The organism is Candidatus Baltobacteraceae bacterium, from assembly GCA_035502855.1.
Classification (GTDB): Bacteria; Vulcanimicrobiota; Vulcanimicrobiia; order Vulcanimicrobiales; family Vulcanimicrobiaceae; genus Aquilonibacter.
This window is the reverse complement of record DATJTX010000026.1, coordinates 13247-32059: the sequence shown is the minus strand read 5'-3', so window position 1 is coordinate 32059 and position 18813 is coordinate 13247. Positions and strand designations below refer to the sequence as shown.

Below are 18813 nucleotides of genomic sequence, written 5' to 3'. Positions count from 1 at the left end.
GGAAATAGGTGCCGTCCTTCCAGAGCGTGCCGTAGGTCGTGTCGTAGTGATGGCCGATTTTCAGAGGTTCGATCGTTCTTTCCTCACGCCGGAAAACTGTTCAGGGGCGCCGTTTCCGCTTCCTCGGAACCCTCCGGCGGCGCATCGAGTACCCACAGCGAGCGATGCGGCGCGAATTCCTCGCCTTCGGCGCCGGCAAGCCGCTGGAGAATGCGCGCGATGCGCGCACCGCCGATCTCGCGTCCCCATTCGATCGGACCGCGCGGATAATTGACGCCGAGCTGCATCGCCAGGTCGACGTCGTCCGGCGAAGCAACGTCTTCGGCGACCGCAATCATCGCTTCGTTGACGATCGAGCCGACGACCCTCCCGAGGAAAAGTCCGGGAACGTCCTCGACCAAGACGACGACCTTTCCGACCGCTTCGAAACACTCTTGCGCCAATGCGAGCGCGTCGTCGCTGGCCGCATCGGAGTCGACGATCTCGACCGCGCGCTGATCGTTGAAGGCGCCGAGAACACCGAAGCCGACGACGCGCTGCGGATGTTGTAACCGCGCGCGCAACGCCCCGAGATCGGTCGCGTACGCATCGACGAAGATGATCGTCGACGGCTCGAGTCGGCGATCGAGCGCGATCACGATCTCGGCGCGATCGTTGGACCCGTCACCCGTGTCGATCACCAGCGTCACCTCCGGATCGAGGCGATCGAGCAAGTCGTCGTTCTCCACGCGCTGCACGCGCTCGCAACGCGGCTCGAGCGCACTCGCCAGATCGTCCGCGGTCCCGCCGAAACCGACGACGGCAACGAACTCTTCGAGCGGATCGCTGCGCTCTTGTATCCCCGAGAAGAGATCGAGTCGCGCGTACCGCCCGTCCTCGTACGCGTAGAATCCCGAACCGGTCTTGCGTCCGAGCCGCCCTTGCGCGACCAGTTGGCGCTGCATCGGCCGCGGCGCGAGGCGTTCGGCCTCGAGCCGTTCGTAGACCGATTCGCTGCTCGCGAGGTTGATGTCCAGACCGATGAGGTCCATCAATTCGAACGGACCCATGCGAAAGCCGGCGCCGCGGGCGAGCGCGTCCAGCTCTTCGATCGGCGCAACGCCGCGCTCGAGGGCGCGCATCGATTGCAAATAGAACGGACGCGCAACCCGGTTCACGATGAAGCCCGGTGTGTCGGCGCAGGCGACGGCGGTTTTGGCGATGCGTTCCACGATCGTGCGGGCGCGATCGAGCGCGTCGTCCGACGCGTGTTCGGTCTCCACGATTTCGACCAGCTTCATCGCCGCCGGCGGGTTGAAGAAATGCAGTCCCACCACGCGCTCGGGGTGACGGCAATGCTGCGCGATCTCGCTCACGCTGAGCGACGAGGTGTTGGTGGCGAGCAATGCATCGGGCCCTAACGCCGCCTCGAGCGCGGCAAAGACCTCGCGCTTGAGATCGAGCCGTTCCGGAACGGCCTCGATCGCGATCGCCGCTTCGCTGCGCGCGGGAATCACGGAATGAAACCGCACCCGCGCGAGCACGTCGGGCGTCCCGGCGCGTTCGGCGTCCTTCGCGATCCGCGCGCTCGCGCGCTCGCGCACCCCGGAATCCGGCTCGATCAGTTCGACGGTATATCCGCCCGCGGCGGCCACGTAGGCGATTCCGGCGCCCATCGTTCCCGCGCCCACGACCAGCATGAGATCTTCCACGGATTCTGAACTTCGCGGTCGTATGGAAAAACCGCTCTGGCGCGTTCGCTCCTCGACCTACCTCATCGAGTCCGAGCACCTGCGCATTCGCAGCGACGAGATCGAGCTGCCGAGCGGCGCCGTGCTTCCCAATTACTACGTGCGCGAATCGCACGGGTTCGTAATGGTCTTTGCGCTCACGCCTGCACGTGAGGTCGTGCTGGTGCGCCAGTACCGCTACGGTATCGACGAGGTGATCGTCGAGCTGCCCGCCGGAAGCATTGCTCCGGGCGAAGACCCGCTTTGCTGCGCGCAGCGCGAGCTGACCGAAGAGACCGGTTACACGGCCGCGCGCTGGGAGTTACTCTCGGCCGTCCCGGCGGAGCCCGTGCGCTCGAATAGCCGGATGTACGGCTACTTGGCCCATGACGCGATTTGCACGCATCCGCAAGAGCTGGACCTCACCGAATCGATCGAACCCTATACCGTACCGCTCGCCGAGATCCGGCCGATGCTGCGCGGCGGCGCGTTTGGGGCGATCTCGTGCGTCGCGGTTGCCTACGCCGCCCTCGATCGCCTCGGAAGCTAAGTCAAGAAAGACGTCTAGGCGTCTTTTACCCCCGACGCGCTCGTCACCCCGCCACACGAGGGTAACCCGTATGGTAGCTAGATCAAAGGCCAACAGGTTGGCACCGGGGCCTCTCTTTTCTACTCGTTTTCATTGCCGCGTGGCCGCGGGCGCGGCGGTCCCTACGCCAATGGCGGGGCCGTTTGACCCCTTATTTTCGAGTTGGCCTAAGTCGCCACGATCGACGTTCTAGCGCAGCGCCCGTGAATTACCAAAGCTCCGCTTCGTTGTACGTTGCCCTCTTCCGCGTCGGAATGATCAGGGCGAACGAAGTAAAGCGAAACCGCTTTTTCTCAAGGGTGCGAAGCGAGCGCAAAGTGCAGCAAGCCCGGCTCAAGTACGGCGTCAATGGCGAAGTGAGCTAGGACGCACGGCAATAGTCTCCTATTGCCCAAAAGATACGTCATCGCGAGGGCGAAGCCCAATGCGCCGGTAAAACCGACAACGAGCGCGGGAGAGGTCGGGGACCACACTAAGTGCGCGATGCCGAAGGCGATGCCCGAGGTCAACGCCGCCGCGATGCGCGGTATGCGACGACGCAGAAGGATCTCAATCAACATTCTGCGGAAGAGCAGTTCCTCGGTAAACGCTCCCGTTACGGCCGCGAGCAGCGCGAGCCCCTTGAGCGGCCATGGCCCAAACGCGAAAGCGGCGATCCCCGGTTCCATCGCATAGGTCGTCGCGATATAAGCAACGGGAACTAAGACGGCGAGCACCCAACCCGCCGGTCGGACCGGTCCGACAAATACTTGCCGAATATTCCAGAAGCCTAATATCCCGGCGAGGAGCGGCGCCCCCTCGACGATCGCGGTCAACGCGAGGACGGACGCAGGGGTTACGTGCATCTTCTCCAGCGCTTATGCGGATGCGGCGACCGGAGCCGCGCGATATGCGGTGGCAAGAGCGAGGTACTGCCCGTTCTCCTCGACCATCAATTTCTTTTTCACGAAGAAAGATAGGATCTGTTGCACTTCGACGATAGTCGCCTTGCCGAGCGAATCAACGACCATCGAGGGAGTCAAGATTTCGTCGCACAGCGTGTAGACCGATGCGGCCAAACCGGCGATGCGCAAATCTTGCGCGGGGAGGCCGAGCCGACGATCCCGCAGCGTCAGAAAGCCTGGACCTCGCCAATACGCGAGCGTACTCTGCCCCTTGCGATACGTGCGCTTGTCCCAATTGCGCTTGACCAGCTCCTTCAGCGCCCGAACTTCGTCCGTGGCCACTGCGGATTCGCACTCGTGTTCGAAGTTGTACGCAAGACGCCAAACCGTCTGGTCGTCCTTCTGAAAGACGAACTTATACCACGACGCGGGGCCGAGAATTCGCACGCCGTTTTCGTCGGCCTTTTCAAAATATGGGCTGAAGCGCTGAAGCTGCATTTGGATGACGTCTGGCGGATGGAGGTGGGTCAGCATCGGAATCAACTCCGTCATGATAGCGTAATCGGCCGCCGTCTCGCCGGGGAAGCCACAGATGATGTTCCACTCGACATCTATTTCGTATTCCATCGCCCATTTCAGCAGCCGGATGTTCTGAAGAGCCGTCACACCTTTGTTCATGAGACGCAACACGTTGGTGCTCAGGCTCTCCAAGCCCGGCTGCATCACCTGCACGCCTGCTTCCCGCAAAAGCGCAACCTGTTGCTTGCGCAGATTCGCCTTCGTCTCATAGAAGAAATAGAGATCGATGCCACGCTCGCGCATGTCCCGAAACCGCGGAAACACCGATTCGAAGTAGCGAAGATCCAATATCGAGTCCGTCGCCTGGAAAAGCAGATTCCGATGTTTGACGCACAGGCCCTCAACCTCGCTCACAAACCGCTCGGGAGACTTGCTGCGATACGCCATGCTTCCACCGTTGATGCCGCAGAACTTGCAGTGGTTCTTGGCTCCCCACCAGCATCCGCGTGAACTCTCCACCGGAATCATGACGTAGCTGTTCACATCGGCCGCGAAGTTTGTCCGCTTCAGATGCTCGAAGTACTCATCGTACTCGGGTATCGGCACGTCGTCCATCTTCGACGTCATCGTAGCTCCATCGCCGACGCATTTCGTGCTCCCATCCGCCGCGCGGTAGCACAATCCCGCGATCTCCTCGAATCCCGACTGCCCTTCAATAGCACGAACGAGCTGCGGCAACGTATCCTCCGCCTCACCGCGCAACACGTAATCCAGATACGTATAGCTCTCGTGCAATGCCGCCCCCATGTCGGCCTCGCAGCTTGCTCCGCCCATGACGATGACGACCTCGGGCTTGATCTGTTTGACGCGCATCGCCAACTGCAAGGATGCAGCGGTCTGCGAATAGCATGACGAAATGCCGAGAATCGTACAGCCTGAATCGATTACATTTTGGACGGCGCCACAAAGAAACTCCTCGGCGTGAGCACGTGCCATCCTGGCCGTAGCGATGACGCGCGGGCCGCAACGACGCTCGGCGCACCGAAGAAAGGCTTCGTCTTCTTCTTCCGTGTGCACGGCGATCGGCGGGAACGCGAAAGCCCACTCCGCAATGCCCGTCAGGAACGAAAGATTCGAGATGGACGTATAGCTGTCAACCGTAAAACGGCCGCTCGCATCGGCCGAGTCACGACTCTTCGCCTTCAACAGATGCATGAAGTCGAGGTACAGCGAAGCGGCGGTCGCGTCTATCCCGGCACGCCTGAGGCTGGAAAGCAACACGCCGAGCTGAATCGACGGAACGTGAACGAACGCCCAGGGCTGGGAGACCAGCAAAACACTATGCCGCTTCATCACACAGCTGCTAGCGGGCGGACGGATGAAGTCTCCCACAGCGGTTTTGCCGCAGGGCCGTCTACCGGAGTGCGCGCCGTCGCGAGCGCGATCCAGCGCTCGCCCTCGCGGAACAGGATTCTCCGCGAATGAAGTTCGTCGAGGATCTTTAGGATGATCTCCTGCGAATACTCGAACGGCGCCTCGTTCGAGGCAAGCCACTTCTCGATTTCGAGCGGCGTCACCGCGTTATCGCAAATGAGAAAGATATGCGCGGGAAGCGCGGAGAGCACGATATCCTGGGCCGGAAGCCCGACGCGTCGGTCTTTGATTTCGACGAATCCCGGCCCGACCGTATACTTGAATGAACTATGCACGAACGTCTCGTCGTTCCAGATCTCGTCGAGCCGCCTTTGGACTCGTGCGATGGTCTCGGGAGAAACCGTGTCCCGCGCCGTGTATTGAAAGTAGTAGGCCAATTCGGTGACCCTCTCGGGCGGGAGAGGATAGAGCGAACGATACCAGGACGCAGCCTCGCCCATCTTTATTCCGTACTTGTCAGGGTCGTCGAAATACGGGCTGAACCGCTCCAAAAGAAGTCCAATGAGGCGCGGCGGCTGAAAATGGCTGATGAGCGGAATCATGTCGTGGACCTCGTTCCAGTTCTCCACCGTCTCGCCTGGAAATCCGTAGATCAGATGCCAGTCAACTCCCATTCCGAGTTCGCGCGCCCATTTCAGCAGACGTACGTTTTGAATGGCCGTAACGCCCTTGTCGATCCGTCGCAGAATCGACGTATTGAGCGCCTCGATTCCGGGTTGGAACCGATAGACGCCAGCCTTCCCCATCATTTGCAGCTGCTCCTTACGCAGATTGGCTTTCGTTTCGAAGAAGAAGCGGAAGTCCAAGCCCTCGGCACGAGCGGCCTGCATTCGCGGAAGGAACGACTTGAAGAACTTGAGGTCTAGGATGTTGTCTACGCCGTGAAATAGAAGGCGGCGATACTTCCGGCTCAGACCGATAATCTCGTCCGCGAAATTGTCCCCGTTCTTGCTGCGGTATGCCATCGTCTGACCATTTAGTCCGCAGAACGTGCAATGGTGCTTCTCGCCCCACCAACAACCTCTCGAACTCTCCACGGGAATATGGATGAGTGGTTCGAGCATCGCGCGTATCTTGCTCGATCTCAGCCGCTCGAAGTATTCGTCATAGTTTGGAGGCGGTACCGAATCCATGAGAGTCTGCGCGCCCATGTCGAACGGCATGGCGACCGACGCTCCGTCTTCGCGGTAGCATAGCCCAGGAACGCTGGAAGGAACCCGTGCCCCTTCCACGACTCGCACCAGCGCGGGGAGCGCCGCTTCGCCTTCCCCCCGGACGACGTAGTCGACCCAATCGAATTCCGCGTGAAGCGCCGCGCCCATCCCGCTCTCGACGTTCGCACCTCCGAATACGGTCGCGACTCGCGGACGAAGTTCCTTGACGCGCTTCGCAACCGCCAGCGAACAGACATTCTGCGCAAACGTGCTGGTGAAGCCGACGATGTCGGGCTCAGCGCGGACGATCTCTTGCGCCACCCATTCGACGAAGCCTGCGGCATGTGCGCGCGCGAACTTGGCGGCGCTCGCCAGTCTGGGAGAGATATGCTTACCTGCAACGTTCCAATATGTCTCGTCGCGGCGCTCGTCAGGCGAGGCATAGGGCTCGACCAGGAACACCCATTCCCCCAGTCCGTTCAAGAACGAAATGTCCGCAATGTCGACGTAGTCTTGAAGCCCGAAGTCGGCGCTACGTTGCGACAGCAGAAGCTCGAGAAAGGAAAAGTAGAACGACTTCGCCTCGACCATGATGTCTTCGCGCTCGAGGACGGAGACCAACGTTCCAAGCTGCATCGACGGCGCGGCCACCGTGGTCCACGGAAGCGATGCCAGAAGCACTTTACTCATCTGATGTCCCCCGACTTCGCCTGGCGACGGCAAAGCGATAGGATACTGACCAAGTACGGTCGATAGGCGTGGCAGTGTACGGAACCGACATTCCGTCGAGCGAAAATGACGTGGCTCCCAATGTCGTGGCAAACCGATCAGCGTAGGTTCCAAAGAGGTTCTGGATGTCGAATTGCAGATAGCCATGCGGCGCGGGAAGGCGTGCTCCGACGCCGACGGTCACGTATCCGGGGATGTGGTTCTCGTTATTCGTACCCTCGTAGGCGACGTCGACGCCGACAATACGCTGGCCGGACGTAAGTCCCAACAGCAGATTGGAGCGCCACTTCGGGACGCCTTGTAATTGCGTCCACGGAATTATCGTGCTCGCCGTCCCGGCGGGGTCGATCGATGTTGCGACGTCACGAAGCGACTCGACGTACGTCCGTGTCAAGAAAATCCCGCTACGATATTCGAACGCAACATAGTTGTCGATCTGAAGCAGCTGCGGCACACTGCGAAAGCTTTGATAAAGGACGTGAGTTACTGCGCTGCTCTGGCAAGCATACTGTGCGAAGCCGGCAAGCGACGCTGCGTAGCCGGCCGGAACATGGGACGCAGTGCTCGCGACCTGTCGTGCGAGGCCATTTTGAATGACGCTCGCGTAGCCGCCGGCCGTTACCTTCACTCGTGAAATCGTCTTGCTCGCATGCCAAATGGCGGAGTTCCCAACTGGTTGCCGACCATCGGTAACGGACGGCGCCTGCGCCGTGGCGGTCTGTGGCGAACATGTGATGCTCGAGTCGATCGCCGGAATGAAGGTGCTCGCGGCGGCTTCGGCAACCTCGTAAGACTGAATCGCCCCGCGAAACAGCTCGGCGTAGACCTCGTCGCTGCCGTTGGAATGGACATAGGTCATCGAAACGGACGGGCCGCCGTAATGAAGGAATCCCGTGGAATTCTGGGAGCTTAGGGCGACGTGATATTTCGTATTACGCACTGCGGTGTTCCAAAGCAGCCCCACATCGGTCGAACCGGTCGCTCCCGTGAATCCGCTCTCGTCGAACGTCGAAAGACTCTGCGTTGTCGTGCGGCTCATATAAAGGCTCATATCGCCCGTCGATGTCGGATGAACGAACTGCAGCTTTCTGCTAGCTCCCCAGAAGCTCAACTCGCTTTCGCTCGGCTCGGGAATTCCAGCGATGAACGCTTGGTTCTCGCCATCGTTCAGGTCGCCGCCGTAATGCACGTCGAGATACGAAAGCGCGTCGCCGTGTAAGAGCGCCCGTCTCAAATAAACCCATCCCGTGGAACTCGCGCCGTCTATCGAGTTTCCCGGGCCGACCCCCAACGGCAGCGATCCGGGCATATCGCGGTTGACGTTCGCTTGCCGCTGCGTATCCGAGAATCCGACGATCTGCGCGAACGTCGCCCCGCGCGCATATTCTAGATCCAGAGAGGACTCGAACTCACGATAATCACTCGCATGGTTGTATATGAGCCCGCTCGTGTCCCGGCCAGAATATCCGTCAAGCGCCCCCTCGTCCGCGTTCATGCCTAGTTGTATCGCGTAGCCGAAGCCGTTGACTCGATCGGCTGCGCGCACCGTAGCCGAACTGCCGTCAAACTGGGACGCCGCGAGATCGAGGTCCCTCACAGGCCCATCGCTCGGCTTGAGGAAGCCCATGTTCGTATTCACGGTACCGTCGTCGGCGGTCGAAAGGCTCGTCGAGGTTACGAGATCTGAAGGGAAGAGCGTCATACTACTCGCGACGCCGGCCGACGCCACCGGAAGATCAGGTAACGCGACGCCATCGACTGACTGAGACGTCATGCCGCCCTCGCCCGGCGAACGCGAAATTGGAGAGGACCGCGCGGCGCCACGTGCCCCACCGAGGGCGATCGTACTGACGTCGTCCTCGCCGTTCGAACTGATCACCGATGCCGAATGACTGACCGTCGTTGCGATCGTCGCGAGTATGGTCAGCTGTATCGTCGCACCGGATGTCGTAACGACCGTGGGCGCCGAGCGCGTCCTGTCTTGGATCGCGACGATGCGTTCGCCCACCACGACCCGCACGTTGGCACGCCCGTTACGGTCCGTCGTCGCGAGGATCCGACCGGAAGCGCCGTCGATCACATCTGCACCGGCCACCGCGCGGCCGTCCTGCGTAACGACGACGAGCGCAGCGATAGGCGCGAGGGATTCTGCTCCGGACTTCAGGCCACGTGGTAACACAAGAGAAAACATGACGACGAGTGCCAACGATAGGCTCCGGACTCTCCTCACATCGATCGTGCAGGCGCCAGAGTCCATTGCCAATTGAGCTGCTGTTCGCCGATCATCGACTTGACGTCGTCGGAAACGGCGAGGCGCCCTGCTGCGATTTGCCCGTCGACGATGGCCATCGCCGCGCTAACGTCGAGAACAATGGGTGTGGAATATCCGCGCAACATAGCATTTTCGCTCAACGTGCCTGTTGCTTGAAGTACGACCTTAGGCCCATCGACTGAGGCCACTGTTACTGTAACGGGGACATCGTCAAAGCGCGTATTGTCGACTTGCACCGGAACCTTGCTGCGCCAGGTACTACCGACCGCAAACGGCTTTGCGTTGTCCTCTGTCAATCGGACGAGGTCGTTATACGCCTCGATTTCCCACACGCCCGAGACAGCTGACAGCTGCCCATCCTTGACCGTGACTTCGCCAGATGTCGTCTTTCCGTTCTCGACCGACTGTACCGAAGCACCGTCGGCGTTCGGCGTAATCGAGAATCGCGCAGACGCGTGTTTCTGATAATCGTTCCAAAAGTGCCCCTCGAACGTGGCATCGAACGCCAAGGGCGTCAAGGCGGCACGAGCATTTTCGATGCTCGCCGAGACGACCAGGGCGAGAATAACGGCCGTAACGACGCGGATGGACATTCTTGAATCCTCTTATATGACTTTGAAGTAAGCAAGAGCAACGGAGAACGCTAGCAACGGAAGCAGCGAAACCGCCGCATACGCCCGCTGCGGTGTCGTTACAACCTGATTGCGATCCCAACGGAACAGCGCGGCCGCGATCGCAACGCACGTCACCGCGCAGACGACGAGATCCAAACCCAGAGAAAGCATGGCGTTCGCCGGCGGGTGTCCCGAGAAAAGCCGACTGAGACCAAGCGTCAAGACGGCCGGCGGCGCGGTCATCGCGCCCTCTCGAACCCATGTGGGCAGCGCGAGAAAGGGCAAGACCGATCCAGACAGCAAAAGGCACAGGAAGAACAAGCACTGATTCATGATTTGCCCCTCCTGCGTCGTGTTCGCGACGCTCGGAACCAGTAGCCCAATCGCGCAGACGCCGATTACGCCGATGGAGAGAAAAACGAACAGTTCGACCGGGGACGCGAGTAAGGGCAGCCGAAAGATGATCATCGCGATGGCAATCTGCGCAACAAGGACGATCATCAGCAGTAGGTAGTTCCCGATGAGGCGGCTGATGAGAATTTGGAATGGTGTAATGGGAGCCAACCAATAGCGCTTCAGTATCTCGCGCTCGCGCATCATAGAAAACTGCGTCCCGATTCCGAACAGCGCCCGACTGAGCACCGTAAATGCCAAAAGCGGTCCGATCAGTTGAGCGGCTGGAACATGCGAACCGAAGGCCGTGAGGTAGAGCACGAGATACGCGAATGGATACACGAACGAGAACATGAAGGCAGTACGAATTCGGACTGCGAGAAGCAGATAAGTCTTCGTCATGGCGAGAATGGCGCGCATCAGGTACGCCCTCCGTTGAGTGAGAAATAGACATCCTCGAGGCTCGGATCGACGATGGAGGTTTCGGCAAGCGCCGGATACGCGTGCTCTTTAGCGAGGGAGCTGATGACAGCCGCCGGGTTCTTCGTGCTGAACGAAAAGCGCTTGTCATTCAGCACGCGCAGGCTGTCGACGTCGGATATATGCTTCAAGGCGTCTACGTGCACGGCATGCTCGAAACTCACGACGACCTGCTTGTCTCTGGCGTGAGCGGCGATCAACTCCGCGGGCCGACCGAATGCGACCATCGTTCCCTGTGTAATGAAGCCGACGATGTCCGCAAGCTTCTCCGCTTCCTCGATGTAATGCGTCGTAAGAAGAATTGTACACCCGTTGGCCTTCAAGCGCAGCAAAGTGTGGTGCAGTTCCTCGCGGATCGTGGGGTCCAACCCGACCGTCGGCTCGTCGCAGATGATGATCGACGGCGATCCGACGAGCGCGAGTGCCAGGCTCGTCCGCTGCTTTTGACCGCCTGACAAATGGCGAAAGAGCGTGTTCTTGCATTCCGCTAGCTCGAACATATCGAGTAGGTAACTCGTACTTGCGCTCTTCGCGTAGAACGACGAAAAGAGCTCAAGTGCCTCGCGAACGGTCAGCTGGTCATGCATTGCGGCACCCTGAAGTTGGACGCCGAGAATGTTTTTGAGCTTCCGCGCGTCCCGCCAGGGATCCAGGCCTTCGACGACTACGCCGCCAGCGTCGGGCTTGCGCAAGCCCTCGATGATTTCGACTAGCGTCGTCTTTCCCGCCCCATTAGGACCGAGCAGCGCGCACACTGAGCCGCGCGGAACGGAGAACGACACGTCCTTCAGCGCATTGATAGAGCCGTACGATTTGCTCACCTTTTCTACGGATATCGCGGCGTCAGACACGTCAGGCCTTTCCGACGATCTGCGCGTACAGGATGGCTTCCGATCGGGCATCGATTGGGAGCAGACCGCGGAGCTCAAGCTCCTTGCAGCCGCCGACCGAGTTGATGCCGACGTCGTCGAGGGCAGCAGTCGCCAAGTAGAAATTTTGACCGATATGCCCGGCCTCGAGAAGCGCGAGTTTCCACGCACGCTCGCCGTATTTATAGCCGGCCTTTCGCAAGAACGCGACCATTACGAGCGCAGCTGCGCAGTTCTCGAGCGAGGCTCGCTCGACGCCGCCCTGCCGAGACTGATCATAGAAATAATCGTTCAGATCCAGTGCGCCCTCGCTGACTAGTTCAAGAAAGTGACGCTGGACGTTGAAATGATAAAGGCCGGGCGGTAAACCATCGACGCTGCGGACCATAATATAGAGGTCGTTTATGAACATCGCGCCACCAGATGCATATGCGCGTCGCGCCTGACCGTTGTGCAGAGCGCCCGTCTCGCCCATGCCCAGCTTCAACAGCGTCGACAGTTCCTGCAGCGACATCGGCGCACCGGTGAAGTCATGAAAGCTTCGGCGCCTATGGACAACGTCCGCGAACGAACGCCCGCCGGCATCGGCGTCCAGTTCCGGTAACGGAAACTCTCGCGTGGCGATGAACGCGCGGTTCGGCTTCTTGAAGTAGCGCATAATCGCCGGATGCAACGGCTTCCCGGAATCAAGTCGCGGCCGCACGTCGAGATGCGCAAAATACAGCTGCCCAAGATCCTCGGGAACACCGGAGTTCTTTAGCAGCGTCGAAAAATCGTCGGTATTGTCTAGCAGCATACTTCTGATTCACCCTTACGGAAATGGATGCGCCCAGGGATTCAGCGGCTCGTCGAACACATGTAGCTGAGGGAAGATCCGCTCGTATTGCCAAAGCCGAGCACACCCAAGCGGTTTGTTCGCCTCTCTGCAATACAGAGGGAGAAGCCGCGGCACGAACACCTTGACCACCTTCAAGCCGAGACGATCGACTTCGTCAATCGTAAGGTCGTTGACGAATACTGGATATCCAGCATTCCGCATCGTGGCGATCAGAAAATCGAGCATCGCGCCGGGATCGCCGCCATGCCGATCTCCGAGATACGTCTGCCCTCGGAATTCCACTTCGGGAGCCGTCAGATAGAAGTCCAAGCGCGACCGCAAGTCGTTCTTCACGTATAGCTCCGAGTGGTCTTTCATGTGCGAGATCTCATGATCCGAGAGGATCTTGCCCTCTGGCAATACCTTCCAGAAATCCCAATTCTCGCTCAGATACGTGGACTCGACGTAGCCCGCAACAGCCATGAGAACTTCGTAGATCGCTTTTTCCGCAGCGATGGCGGCGTCCGGATGAGTTCCCGCGCCGACGACGGCATATGGCGGCCTATCATGGGTCGCCGTAGCGACGAAGGTGGGCACACCGAAATTGGCGGTGAGGTCGTTGACGTGGAGCTTTATCGTCGTGCGGGAAAATTCGCCGACCATGCGATCGAGGACGGCGCTCGCGGAGCGCAGCGATTCCAGCGACACGCGTGGCGGTGAGAGACGACGTAGCCACATGCCTACAAACGCGTCACGTTCGATCACTTCGCACAACCCGCTCAATACCGCGGCTTCCCACGTTCCGTGACACGCCGTGCCCGTACTGATCTGCTCGATGATCCGATCATGGTGGCGCGGCGGACGAACACCGAGAAAAGCGTTCAGGATCGGAACATACGCCGGCTTGTTCTCGGTCAACTCACGCACGAGAACCCACGTCATCTGGTCGTCCGGAGTAAGCTTTCGGACAGGAACCTTGCCGGTTTCAGGCTCCAGACGCGCTTGCGTTGTTATCTGCTCGTCCGTAAGTACCTGATAGTCTTCAATCGGAAGCACGAGTCCCTCGGCAGCCATTTCCGCGTACGATGCATCGCGAAATACATGGCGTTTCCGATCTATGATCTGAGCGCAGAACCGTTCGACGCCTTCAGCTATCGCGCGGATCAGAGCCGAGTCGGTATCGTAGCCGACGCCGACCGAAACCGACGAAGGCTTCCAGAACGCTGAACGAGCTTCTCTTGATCGTTCGGTCGGGCGTGCACGCTCTTCCCTGAGAGCCGCCACCAGACCCGGCCACTGGTTGCTGAAGGCTGACGCGAATTTTATGTCGGAGAACCAAAGCGGCTTGCGGCTGAGCGACGCGCGTAAGATGATGCCGGCCTCCGGATCGACCAATTGAGCAAACGTACTCCCTGACGGCATAGATAAATCGCGTCCAATCTTAGCTTGAGGAGCAGACGGCGCACTCGGGGATATGAGCGCAGGGGATAGCAGAAACCGTACCGTTCGAGAAATCGGCGAACAGAAACGCATCCTCCATCGCAACTTCCGATGTGTAGAGCCGACGCAACAGCAACGCCCGGATCATCTCCCGTTCTGGAGTGGTGAGCTCGCGAAGCGCGGAAACTTCGGGCGTGAGTCCGCGGCTTACGCGTTCCTCCAGAATCGAGTTCTGCATTATGTCGCGCAACGTTCCGAGTCGCCGAAGACGCAGGCATTCGTAACAAGCGAAACGCCCAGCCCGCAGAATCGGGCTCACGACCGCTTTCCGCGTGGAGCATTCTATGAATACCCACGGAATCGACGATGGCGCGAGCCGGCGATTCAGCGCGTAGAACTCGTGTTCGTGCAATCCCACCGCGAGAACGACGTCGCTCTGAGTAGCGCCGTCGATGAAAGACGACAACGTCGCGCCATCTTGGTGACGGCCGAGTACGTGCGTGCAGAGCACTTCCGCAGAACTCCGTTCGATATGATTCTCGGTGAGTTCGAGATCGAAACGCGAGACAACGATCGCTCTACGGAATGTCTTCGGGACCGCAACGTTCGGCTTCAGCAGCGAACTTCCCACCAGCGAGTCGAAGAGCTTTTTGAATTGTTCGCGGCTCGTCTTAGTGCCTTCGAGATCTTCGAGGGAGCGGAATGCATCCTCGAAATTGCTTCCCGCTTCGTCTTGGAACGTGCGAATGAATGACGCAATTGCGGAGGACGGGCCGTTGACCGCAGTGATCCGCCCAGCGCCGGTGATGAACACCTCATCACTACCGATGGATTGAACGGAGACGCCAGACAATAACCGATACGTTTCGGAATGCGTAACCGACATGGGTCCTCCCGTGCAAACATAATGGACACGAGCAAGGTACAGCTAGACGTCTGGCGACACGCCAAGACGTATAAGACCGCGATATTGGAAAGTCGATTGAGGCTGGGGAGTCAACAGTCTGCAGTACTGCCGCCCCCCTTTGCTAACGTCGGACGTTATGCTTCAGAGCACGAACTGCAATCGCAGCTCGAGCTCGTGATGATGCAGCAACACGCGGTTACATCTGCGACGACACTACCTGCATCTGCAGGGCTACTGTCCACCGCATCATAGACCTCGATATCCATAATGATTACCTCTCGGTCAGCTTTGAGTTAGAAATGCTGTCCGGGGGATAGCGCCGCCCCGTTCGCAACGGCCGGCTTCTTTAGGAACCAGCGACGCTCCTTGGTTAAAAAAGCCCACATTTGCATACGAACCATCGGTACAACCGGTACAACCACCACCACTTTTTGTCGATGTACATTATTTGGTGCCGCCAGTACTGGGATTTCGCTCCTTCTCTGGACTTTGATTTTGCACTTCACTAAACGCACGTACAACGCGTCATGCTGGGTAGGGCCATCAGCCAACGGATTCGAAAGCAAATCGAAGAGGGCTTCTGACGGATGAAAACCATCGGGCCGATGCGCAAGACAAAATTCCGAGGACTCGATCGCGTTCGATGGTAATTTACGTTTACTGCGGCGGTTTACAACATAGTTCGCATGCGAAATCTTCAAGCGATGGCGACATGAGACATGATATGCAGTATCGAAACGCCCCTGCAAGCACCGCGATGCCTCACTTCCCGATGCAAGCCATCCTCTAAAACCGCTGGCTGGCAAGACGATCCTCTTCTTTCATTCGCTTTTCCGCAGCCTGCTAGTGTAGTGTCTCACGAGTTGCGCGAATAACCATAAGTGATTTTGTCGAAGATTTTGTCGGCGGTCGCTGTCCAGGCAAATGGCTTGGCTTTGGCGTTGTGAGCGTTGAGATATTCCATGATGGCTCGTTCAAGTGCGGCGATGCTCGTGAATGTTCCACGGCGAATTCGGCGTCGCGTGATCTCCCCGAAGAATCGCTCGACTTGGTTGAGCCAACTGGCGCTCGCCGGTGTGAAATGGAGTTCAAAACGCGGATGTGCGGCAAACCAGCGACGAACCGCCGGCGTCTTATGGGTTCCGTAGTTATCGAGTACGAGATGCACGGTCAGCGCTTTGGGAACTTCCGCATCGATGCGCCTCAAAAATCGCAGAAACTCTTGATGCCGGTGACGGCGATGACAAGCCCCGATGATCTTTCCGGTCGCGACATTGAGCGCGGCAAATAACGATGTCACGCCGTGTCGCGTGTAGTCATGCGTCTGCCGTTCGGGAACGCCGGGTCGCATCGGAAAGATCGGCTCCGTTCGGTCCGGCGCCTGCACTTGTGATTTCTCGTCGACGCACAGAACGATCGCGCGTTCAGGCGGCGCCATGTACAACCCAACAACGTCGCGAACTTTCTCTACGAAGAGCGGATCCGTAGAAAGCTTGAACGTTTCGACGCGATACGGCTGCAGCCCGAACGTCTGCCAAATTCGATGAATCGCGGCGCGGGAAAGGCCAGTCTCCGCGGCCATCTCGCGCACGCTCCAATGCGTCGCACCCTTCGGGCGAGCCGTGAGCGTTTTCCGGACGACCTCATCGACCCGGTCATCGGTGATTTGGCGCGGAGGGCCCGAGCGAGAAGCGTCGCTCAGCCCTTGGAGGCGATCGAGGCGAAAGCGCTCTCGCCACTTGCATACTGCCTGTTTGCTCGTCCCGACGCGTTCGGCGACAACGTCATTCGGCAAACCACGATCGCACTGCAGCAAGATTCGCGCTCGGTGCGCCAGGCGTTGCGATGTCTTCGGCCGACGCGCCCAGCTCTGCAACGTCGCGCGCCTGCATCCGTCATGTTTAGATCACGAAGAGGACGACCCATGAGTCATTCTACCGCGACGCGCGGTATTATTCAAGCAATTTATTCGACACTACACTAAAGAGAAACCCTTCTATCGCTTAGTGCGTCGTCGCCGTCGCCGACGCCATGGAATCGGTGATCAGCTTCGCGTCCACCGTCACCGTCGTGTCGATCTCGTTCGGACCGGGATGCGCACCGTGATCGCTGGTGATCTCGTCGAGCGAGGTCGGAATCTGCCGGTTGAAATCGTAACCGATCGTGTTGGTGACATCGGCGCTGCCGGTGCGCGAACCTTGATAGGTCAGCTTGCGGCTCTCGTCGATCTGCATGAGCCCGCCGTCGTTCTTGACGATCGTGTAATCGCTCGTGGCGCTGAACTGCGGGCCTTGGCTCGAGATTTGCCAGTGCAGCTTCGAATCGAGCAGCGACGGGTTGACGAAGTGCGCGCCGAGCAGCCGAATGACGCTATACTCCTCGGGGTTGACGGTTGCGTTCGGATCGCATATGACGCTGCCCGTCCCGTAGACCACGCAGGTGGCGGGTTTGGCACTGCGCGCCGGATTGCTACCTGTCTCGGAAACGGTGAGCACGAGGCCGGTGTCCTGCTCTTCGCGCATTACGTCTACCGTGATCGTCCCGGTGTCGCCGGCGCGATCGGTGTAGTCCTCCATCCCGTTTCCGCCGCCGGCCGCGTTCGTGCCGTTGTTATTGAATCCCGAGTCATGGATCGTGACGTCCGTCGTAGCGCCGTAGGTAAAGGAGTAGACGAGATGGCGCTGCGGCGCCGCACTGGTCTGCGCCGCCGCCGGAGCACATAAACTCACCGCCAACGCAAGCGCGGCGCAAGAAATAGCAATTTTCATGACCTGCTCCCTAAGCGTACCGATCGATTTGCGTGCCCACACCGAGCGACTGGAAGAGTTCCGCCGAAATCGTCGCCTGGAGATCCTCGACGGTCTTCAGGACCGAGAGCGAGACGCTGCCGGTCGTCGCCGACCCGTCGGTCAGGGGGGCCGTTACCGTGCCGATGTCCATACGTAGCGTGAAACCTCTCCACCTGGGTATCGGTAGTTTTGGAAGAGCCTTCTACCACGGAGATGGGAACCACCGATGCTGAACACCTTCATCCGACTGACCCTGATCATCGCCGCCGTCCTGGTGGCGATCGCGCTGCTGGGCTGGGCCCTGCACCTCATCGTGGTGGCCGCGGTGATCGCCGCCGTGATCGTCGTCGCTCTCTTCCTCTATAACATGGTCCGGCGCCGGTCGGGCCTCCCCGTCAGCCGTCGCTAAACCAGGCGAGCAAGCAAGCAGTCAGCGCCTCGGGCGACTCCAGCATCGGCACGTGTCCGGTGCCGGGCAATACGACCAACCGCCCGTCCGGGAAGGCTCGAGCCGCCGCCTCGGCCTCGGGTGCGGGGACGATCGTGTCCTGCGCTCCGGCGACCACCAGCACGGGCATCAGCAGGTCGCCGGCGATGTCCTCGGCCCCGTCGCGCAGCGCCATCCCGCGCAACATCGCCGCTAATCCGTGTACGTCGTGTTTTTCCGCGATTTTATTGAATTTTTCGACGATTTCCGGTCGATCGTCACGCGTTTTTTCGCTCAGCGCGGCATCGCGGAATTCGCGCACGATGCGTTGCGTCGATCCCGTGCGAACGGCGTCGTCGGCAAGATCGTGACGATGTGCCGCGCGCGCAGAATCATCTGCGGCGATGCGCGAGCAGACCAGCGCGAGACGATCGAGACGTTCCGCGTACATGCGCGCGAAAGCGAGTGCGACGTAACCTCCGAGCGAATGACCGACGAGCGACGCGTGCTCGATCGCAAGCGTGTCGAGCACCGCCGCGACGTCGCCCGCGAGCGACTCCATCAAGTACGGTCCGTCGGTTACCGTCGACGCGCCCATGCCGCGCAGGTCGAGTGCGATGACGCGCATGTGCTGCGAAAGCGCGCGCGCCTGCGCCTGCCAGATCTCGCGTGAGAGTGGAAAGCCATGGATGAGGACGACTGCATCACCATCACCCGCAACGTCGACCTCGATACGCGCGTCACTACACAAAACTTGCATTGCAGCCGAGAATACTGTATAAGGTAG

General features: G+C 59.6%; 18 protein-coding genes. 2 read left to right on the top strand and 16 right to left on the bottom strand.

Features of this window, described 5'->3' with window-relative positions; genetic code table 11:
* Nucleotides 1–83 precede the first annotated feature (83 nt).
* Nucleotides 84–1691, bottom strand: a complete 1608-nt coding sequence (locus VMF11_10950; protein HTU70823.1) for a 3-hydroxyacyl-CoA dehydrogenase NAD-binding domain-containing protein — start codon at nucleotides 1689–1691, stop codon at nucleotides 84–86.
* Between the two features lie 22 nt (nucleotides 1692–1713).
* Here VMF11_10950 and VMF11_10945 point away from each other — a divergent pair, with 22 nt between their 5' ends.
* Nucleotides 1714–2259 carry an NUDIX hydrolase gene (locus VMF11_10945; protein HTU70822.1) on the top strand — a complete coding sequence of 182 codons (546 nt, stop codon included), beginning with the start codon at nucleotides 1714–1716 and terminating at the stop codon, nucleotides 2257–2259.
* A gap of 332 nt (nucleotides 2260–2591) precedes the next feature.
* On the opposite strand, the gene VMF11_10940 is transcribed toward VMF11_10945, so the two are convergent.
* The 14 genes from VMF11_10940 to VMF11_10875 all read right to left on the bottom strand — a co-directional run bounded on the left by VMF11_10940 (nucleotide 2592) and on the right by VMF11_10875 (nucleotide 17750).
* Nucleotides 2592–3143 carry a CPBP family intramembrane glutamic endopeptidase gene (locus VMF11_10940; protein HTU70821.1) on the bottom strand — a complete coding sequence of 184 codons (552 nt, stop codon included), beginning with the start codon at nucleotides 3141–3143 and terminating at the stop codon, nucleotides 2592–2594.
* 12 nt (nucleotides 3144–3155) lie between these two features.
* The gene (locus VMF11_10935; protein ID HTU70820.1) at nucleotides 3156–5054 is read right to left on the bottom strand and encodes a RiPP maturation radical SAM C-methyltransferase; all 1899 of its coding nucleotides are present in this window, start codon (nucleotides 5052–5054) and stop codon (nucleotides 3156–3158) included.
* Nucleotides 5054–6979 (bottom strand): RiPP maturation radical SAM C-methyltransferase, encoded by a 1926-nt coding sequence (locus VMF11_10930; protein HTU70819.1) that lies wholly within the window; start codon nucleotides 6977–6979, stop codon nucleotides 5054–5056. The genes VMF11_10935 and VMF11_10930 overlap by 1 nt, the downstream gene beginning before the upstream one ends.
* Nucleotides 6972–9113, bottom strand: coding sequence for a hypothetical protein (locus VMF11_10925; protein ID HTU70818.1), 2142 nt, complete (start codon nucleotides 9111–9113; stop codon nucleotides 6972–6974). The genes VMF11_10930 and VMF11_10925 overlap by 8 nt, the downstream gene beginning before the upstream one ends.
* Nucleotides 9114–9244: 131 nt before the next feature.
* Entirely contained in the window at nucleotides 9245–9883 is a 639-nt protein-coding gene (locus tag VMF11_10920) for a hypothetical protein (GenBank protein HTU70817.1), read from the bottom strand.
* Between the two features lie 12 nt (nucleotides 9884–9895).
* Nucleotides 9896–10717, bottom strand: coding sequence for an ABC transporter permease (locus VMF11_10915; protein HTU70816.1), 822 nt, complete (start codon nucleotides 10715–10717; stop codon nucleotides 9896–9898).
* Entirely contained in the window at nucleotides 10717–11628 is a 912-nt protein-coding gene (locus VMF11_10910) for an ABC transporter ATP-binding protein (protein HTU70815.1), read from the bottom strand. Before VMF11_10910 ends, VMF11_10915 begins: the two co-directional genes overlap by 1 nt.
* A 1-nt stretch (nucleotide 11629) precedes the next feature.
* Nucleotides 11630–12319: a SagB/ThcOx family dehydrogenase gene (locus VMF11_10905; GenBank protein HTU70814.1), complete on the bottom strand. Its 690-nt coding sequence runs from the start codon at nucleotides 12317–12319 to the stop codon at nucleotides 11630–11632.
* A 138-nt stretch (nucleotides 12320–12457) separates the two neighbouring features.
* Nucleotides 12458–13858 carry a YcaO-like family protein gene (locus VMF11_10900; protein ID HTU70813.1) on the bottom strand — a complete coding sequence of 467 codons (1401 nt, stop codon included), beginning with the start codon at nucleotides 13856–13858 and terminating at the stop codon, nucleotides 12458–12460.
* A gap of 46 nt (nucleotides 13859–13904) precedes the next feature.
* A complete protein-coding gene (locus VMF11_10895; GenBank protein HTU70812.1) occupies nucleotides 13905–14717 on the bottom strand; it encodes a TOMM precursor leader peptide-binding protein in 813 nt (270 codons plus the stop codon).
* 386 nt (nucleotides 14718–15103) lie between these two features.
* Nucleotides 15104–15559 (bottom strand): hypothetical protein, encoded by a 456-nt coding sequence (locus VMF11_10890; GenBank protein HTU70811.1) that lies wholly within the window; start codon nucleotides 15557–15559, stop codon nucleotides 15104–15106.
* A gap of 107 nt (nucleotides 15560–15666) precedes the next feature.
* Complete coding sequence (locus VMF11_10885) at nucleotides 15667–16686, bottom strand: IS630 family transposase (GenBank protein ID HTU70810.1); 1020 nt, start codon at nucleotides 16684–16686, stop codon at nucleotides 15667–15669.
* Between the two features lie 127 nt (nucleotides 16687–16813).
* Nucleotides 16814–17578, bottom strand: coding sequence for a hypothetical protein (locus VMF11_10880; protein ID HTU70809.1), 765 nt, complete (start codon nucleotides 17576–17578; stop codon nucleotides 16814–16816).
* A 10-nt stretch (nucleotides 17579–17588) separates the two neighbouring features.
* Nucleotides 17589–17750: a hypothetical protein gene (locus VMF11_10875; protein HTU70808.1), complete on the bottom strand. Its 162-nt coding sequence runs from the start codon at nucleotides 17748–17750 to the stop codon at nucleotides 17589–17591.
* A gap of 75 nt (nucleotides 17751–17825) precedes the next feature.
* Here VMF11_10875 and VMF11_10870 point away from each other — a divergent pair, with 75 nt between their 5' ends.
* A complete protein-coding gene (locus VMF11_10870) occupies nucleotides 17826–18008 on the top strand; it encodes a hypothetical protein (protein HTU70807.1) in 183 nt (60 codons plus the stop codon).
* On the opposite strand, the gene VMF11_10865 is transcribed toward VMF11_10870, so the two are convergent.
* Entirely contained in the window at nucleotides 17995–18786 is a 792-nt protein-coding gene (locus tag VMF11_10865; GenBank protein ID HTU70806.1) for an alpha/beta hydrolase, read from the bottom strand. The genes VMF11_10870 and VMF11_10865 overlap by 14 nt on opposite strands.
* Between the last annotated feature and the right edge of the window lie 27 nt (nucleotides 18787–18813).

Excerpts from the sequence above, each read along its gene's own strand:
- VMF11_10945 (HTU70822.1), top strand. The coding sequence starts at position 1,714 with ATGGAAAAACCGCTCTGGCGCGTTCGCTCCTCGACCTACCTCATCGAG.
- VMF11_10940 (HTU70821.1), bottom strand. The coding sequence starts at position 3,143 with ATGCACGTAACCCCTGCGTCCGTCCTCGCGTTGACCGCGATCGTCGAG.
- VMF11_10935 (HTU70820.1), bottom strand. The coding sequence starts at position 5,054 with ATGAAGCGGCATAGTGTTTTGCTGGTCTCCCAGCCCTGGGCGTTCGTT.
- VMF11_10930 (HTU70819.1), bottom strand. The coding sequence starts at position 6,979 with ATGAGTAAAGTGCTTCTGGCATCGCTTCCGTGGACCACGGTGGCCGCG.
- VMF11_10920 (HTU70817.1), bottom strand. The coding sequence starts at position 9,883 with ATGTCCATCCGCGTCGTTACGGCCGTTATTCTCGCCCTGGTCGTCTCG.
- VMF11_10915 (HTU70816.1), bottom strand. The coding sequence starts at position 10,717 with ATGCGCGCCATTCTCGCCATGACGAAGACTTATCTGCTTCTCGCAGTC.
- VMF11_10880 (HTU70809.1), bottom strand. The coding sequence starts at position 17,578 with ATGAAAATTGCTATTTCTTGCGCCGCGCTTGCGTTGGCGGTGAGTTTA.
- VMF11_10875 (HTU70808.1), bottom strand. The coding sequence starts at position 17,750 with ATGGACATCGGCACGGTAACGGCCCCCCTGACCGACGGGTCGGCGACG.
- VMF11_10870 (HTU70807.1), top strand. The coding sequence starts at position 17,826 with ATGCTGAACACCTTCATCCGACTGACCCTGATCATCGCCGCCGTCCTG.
- VMF11_10865 (HTU70806.1), bottom strand. The coding sequence starts at position 18,786 with ATGCAAGTTTTGTGTAGTGACGCGCGTATCGAGGTCGACGTTGCGGGT.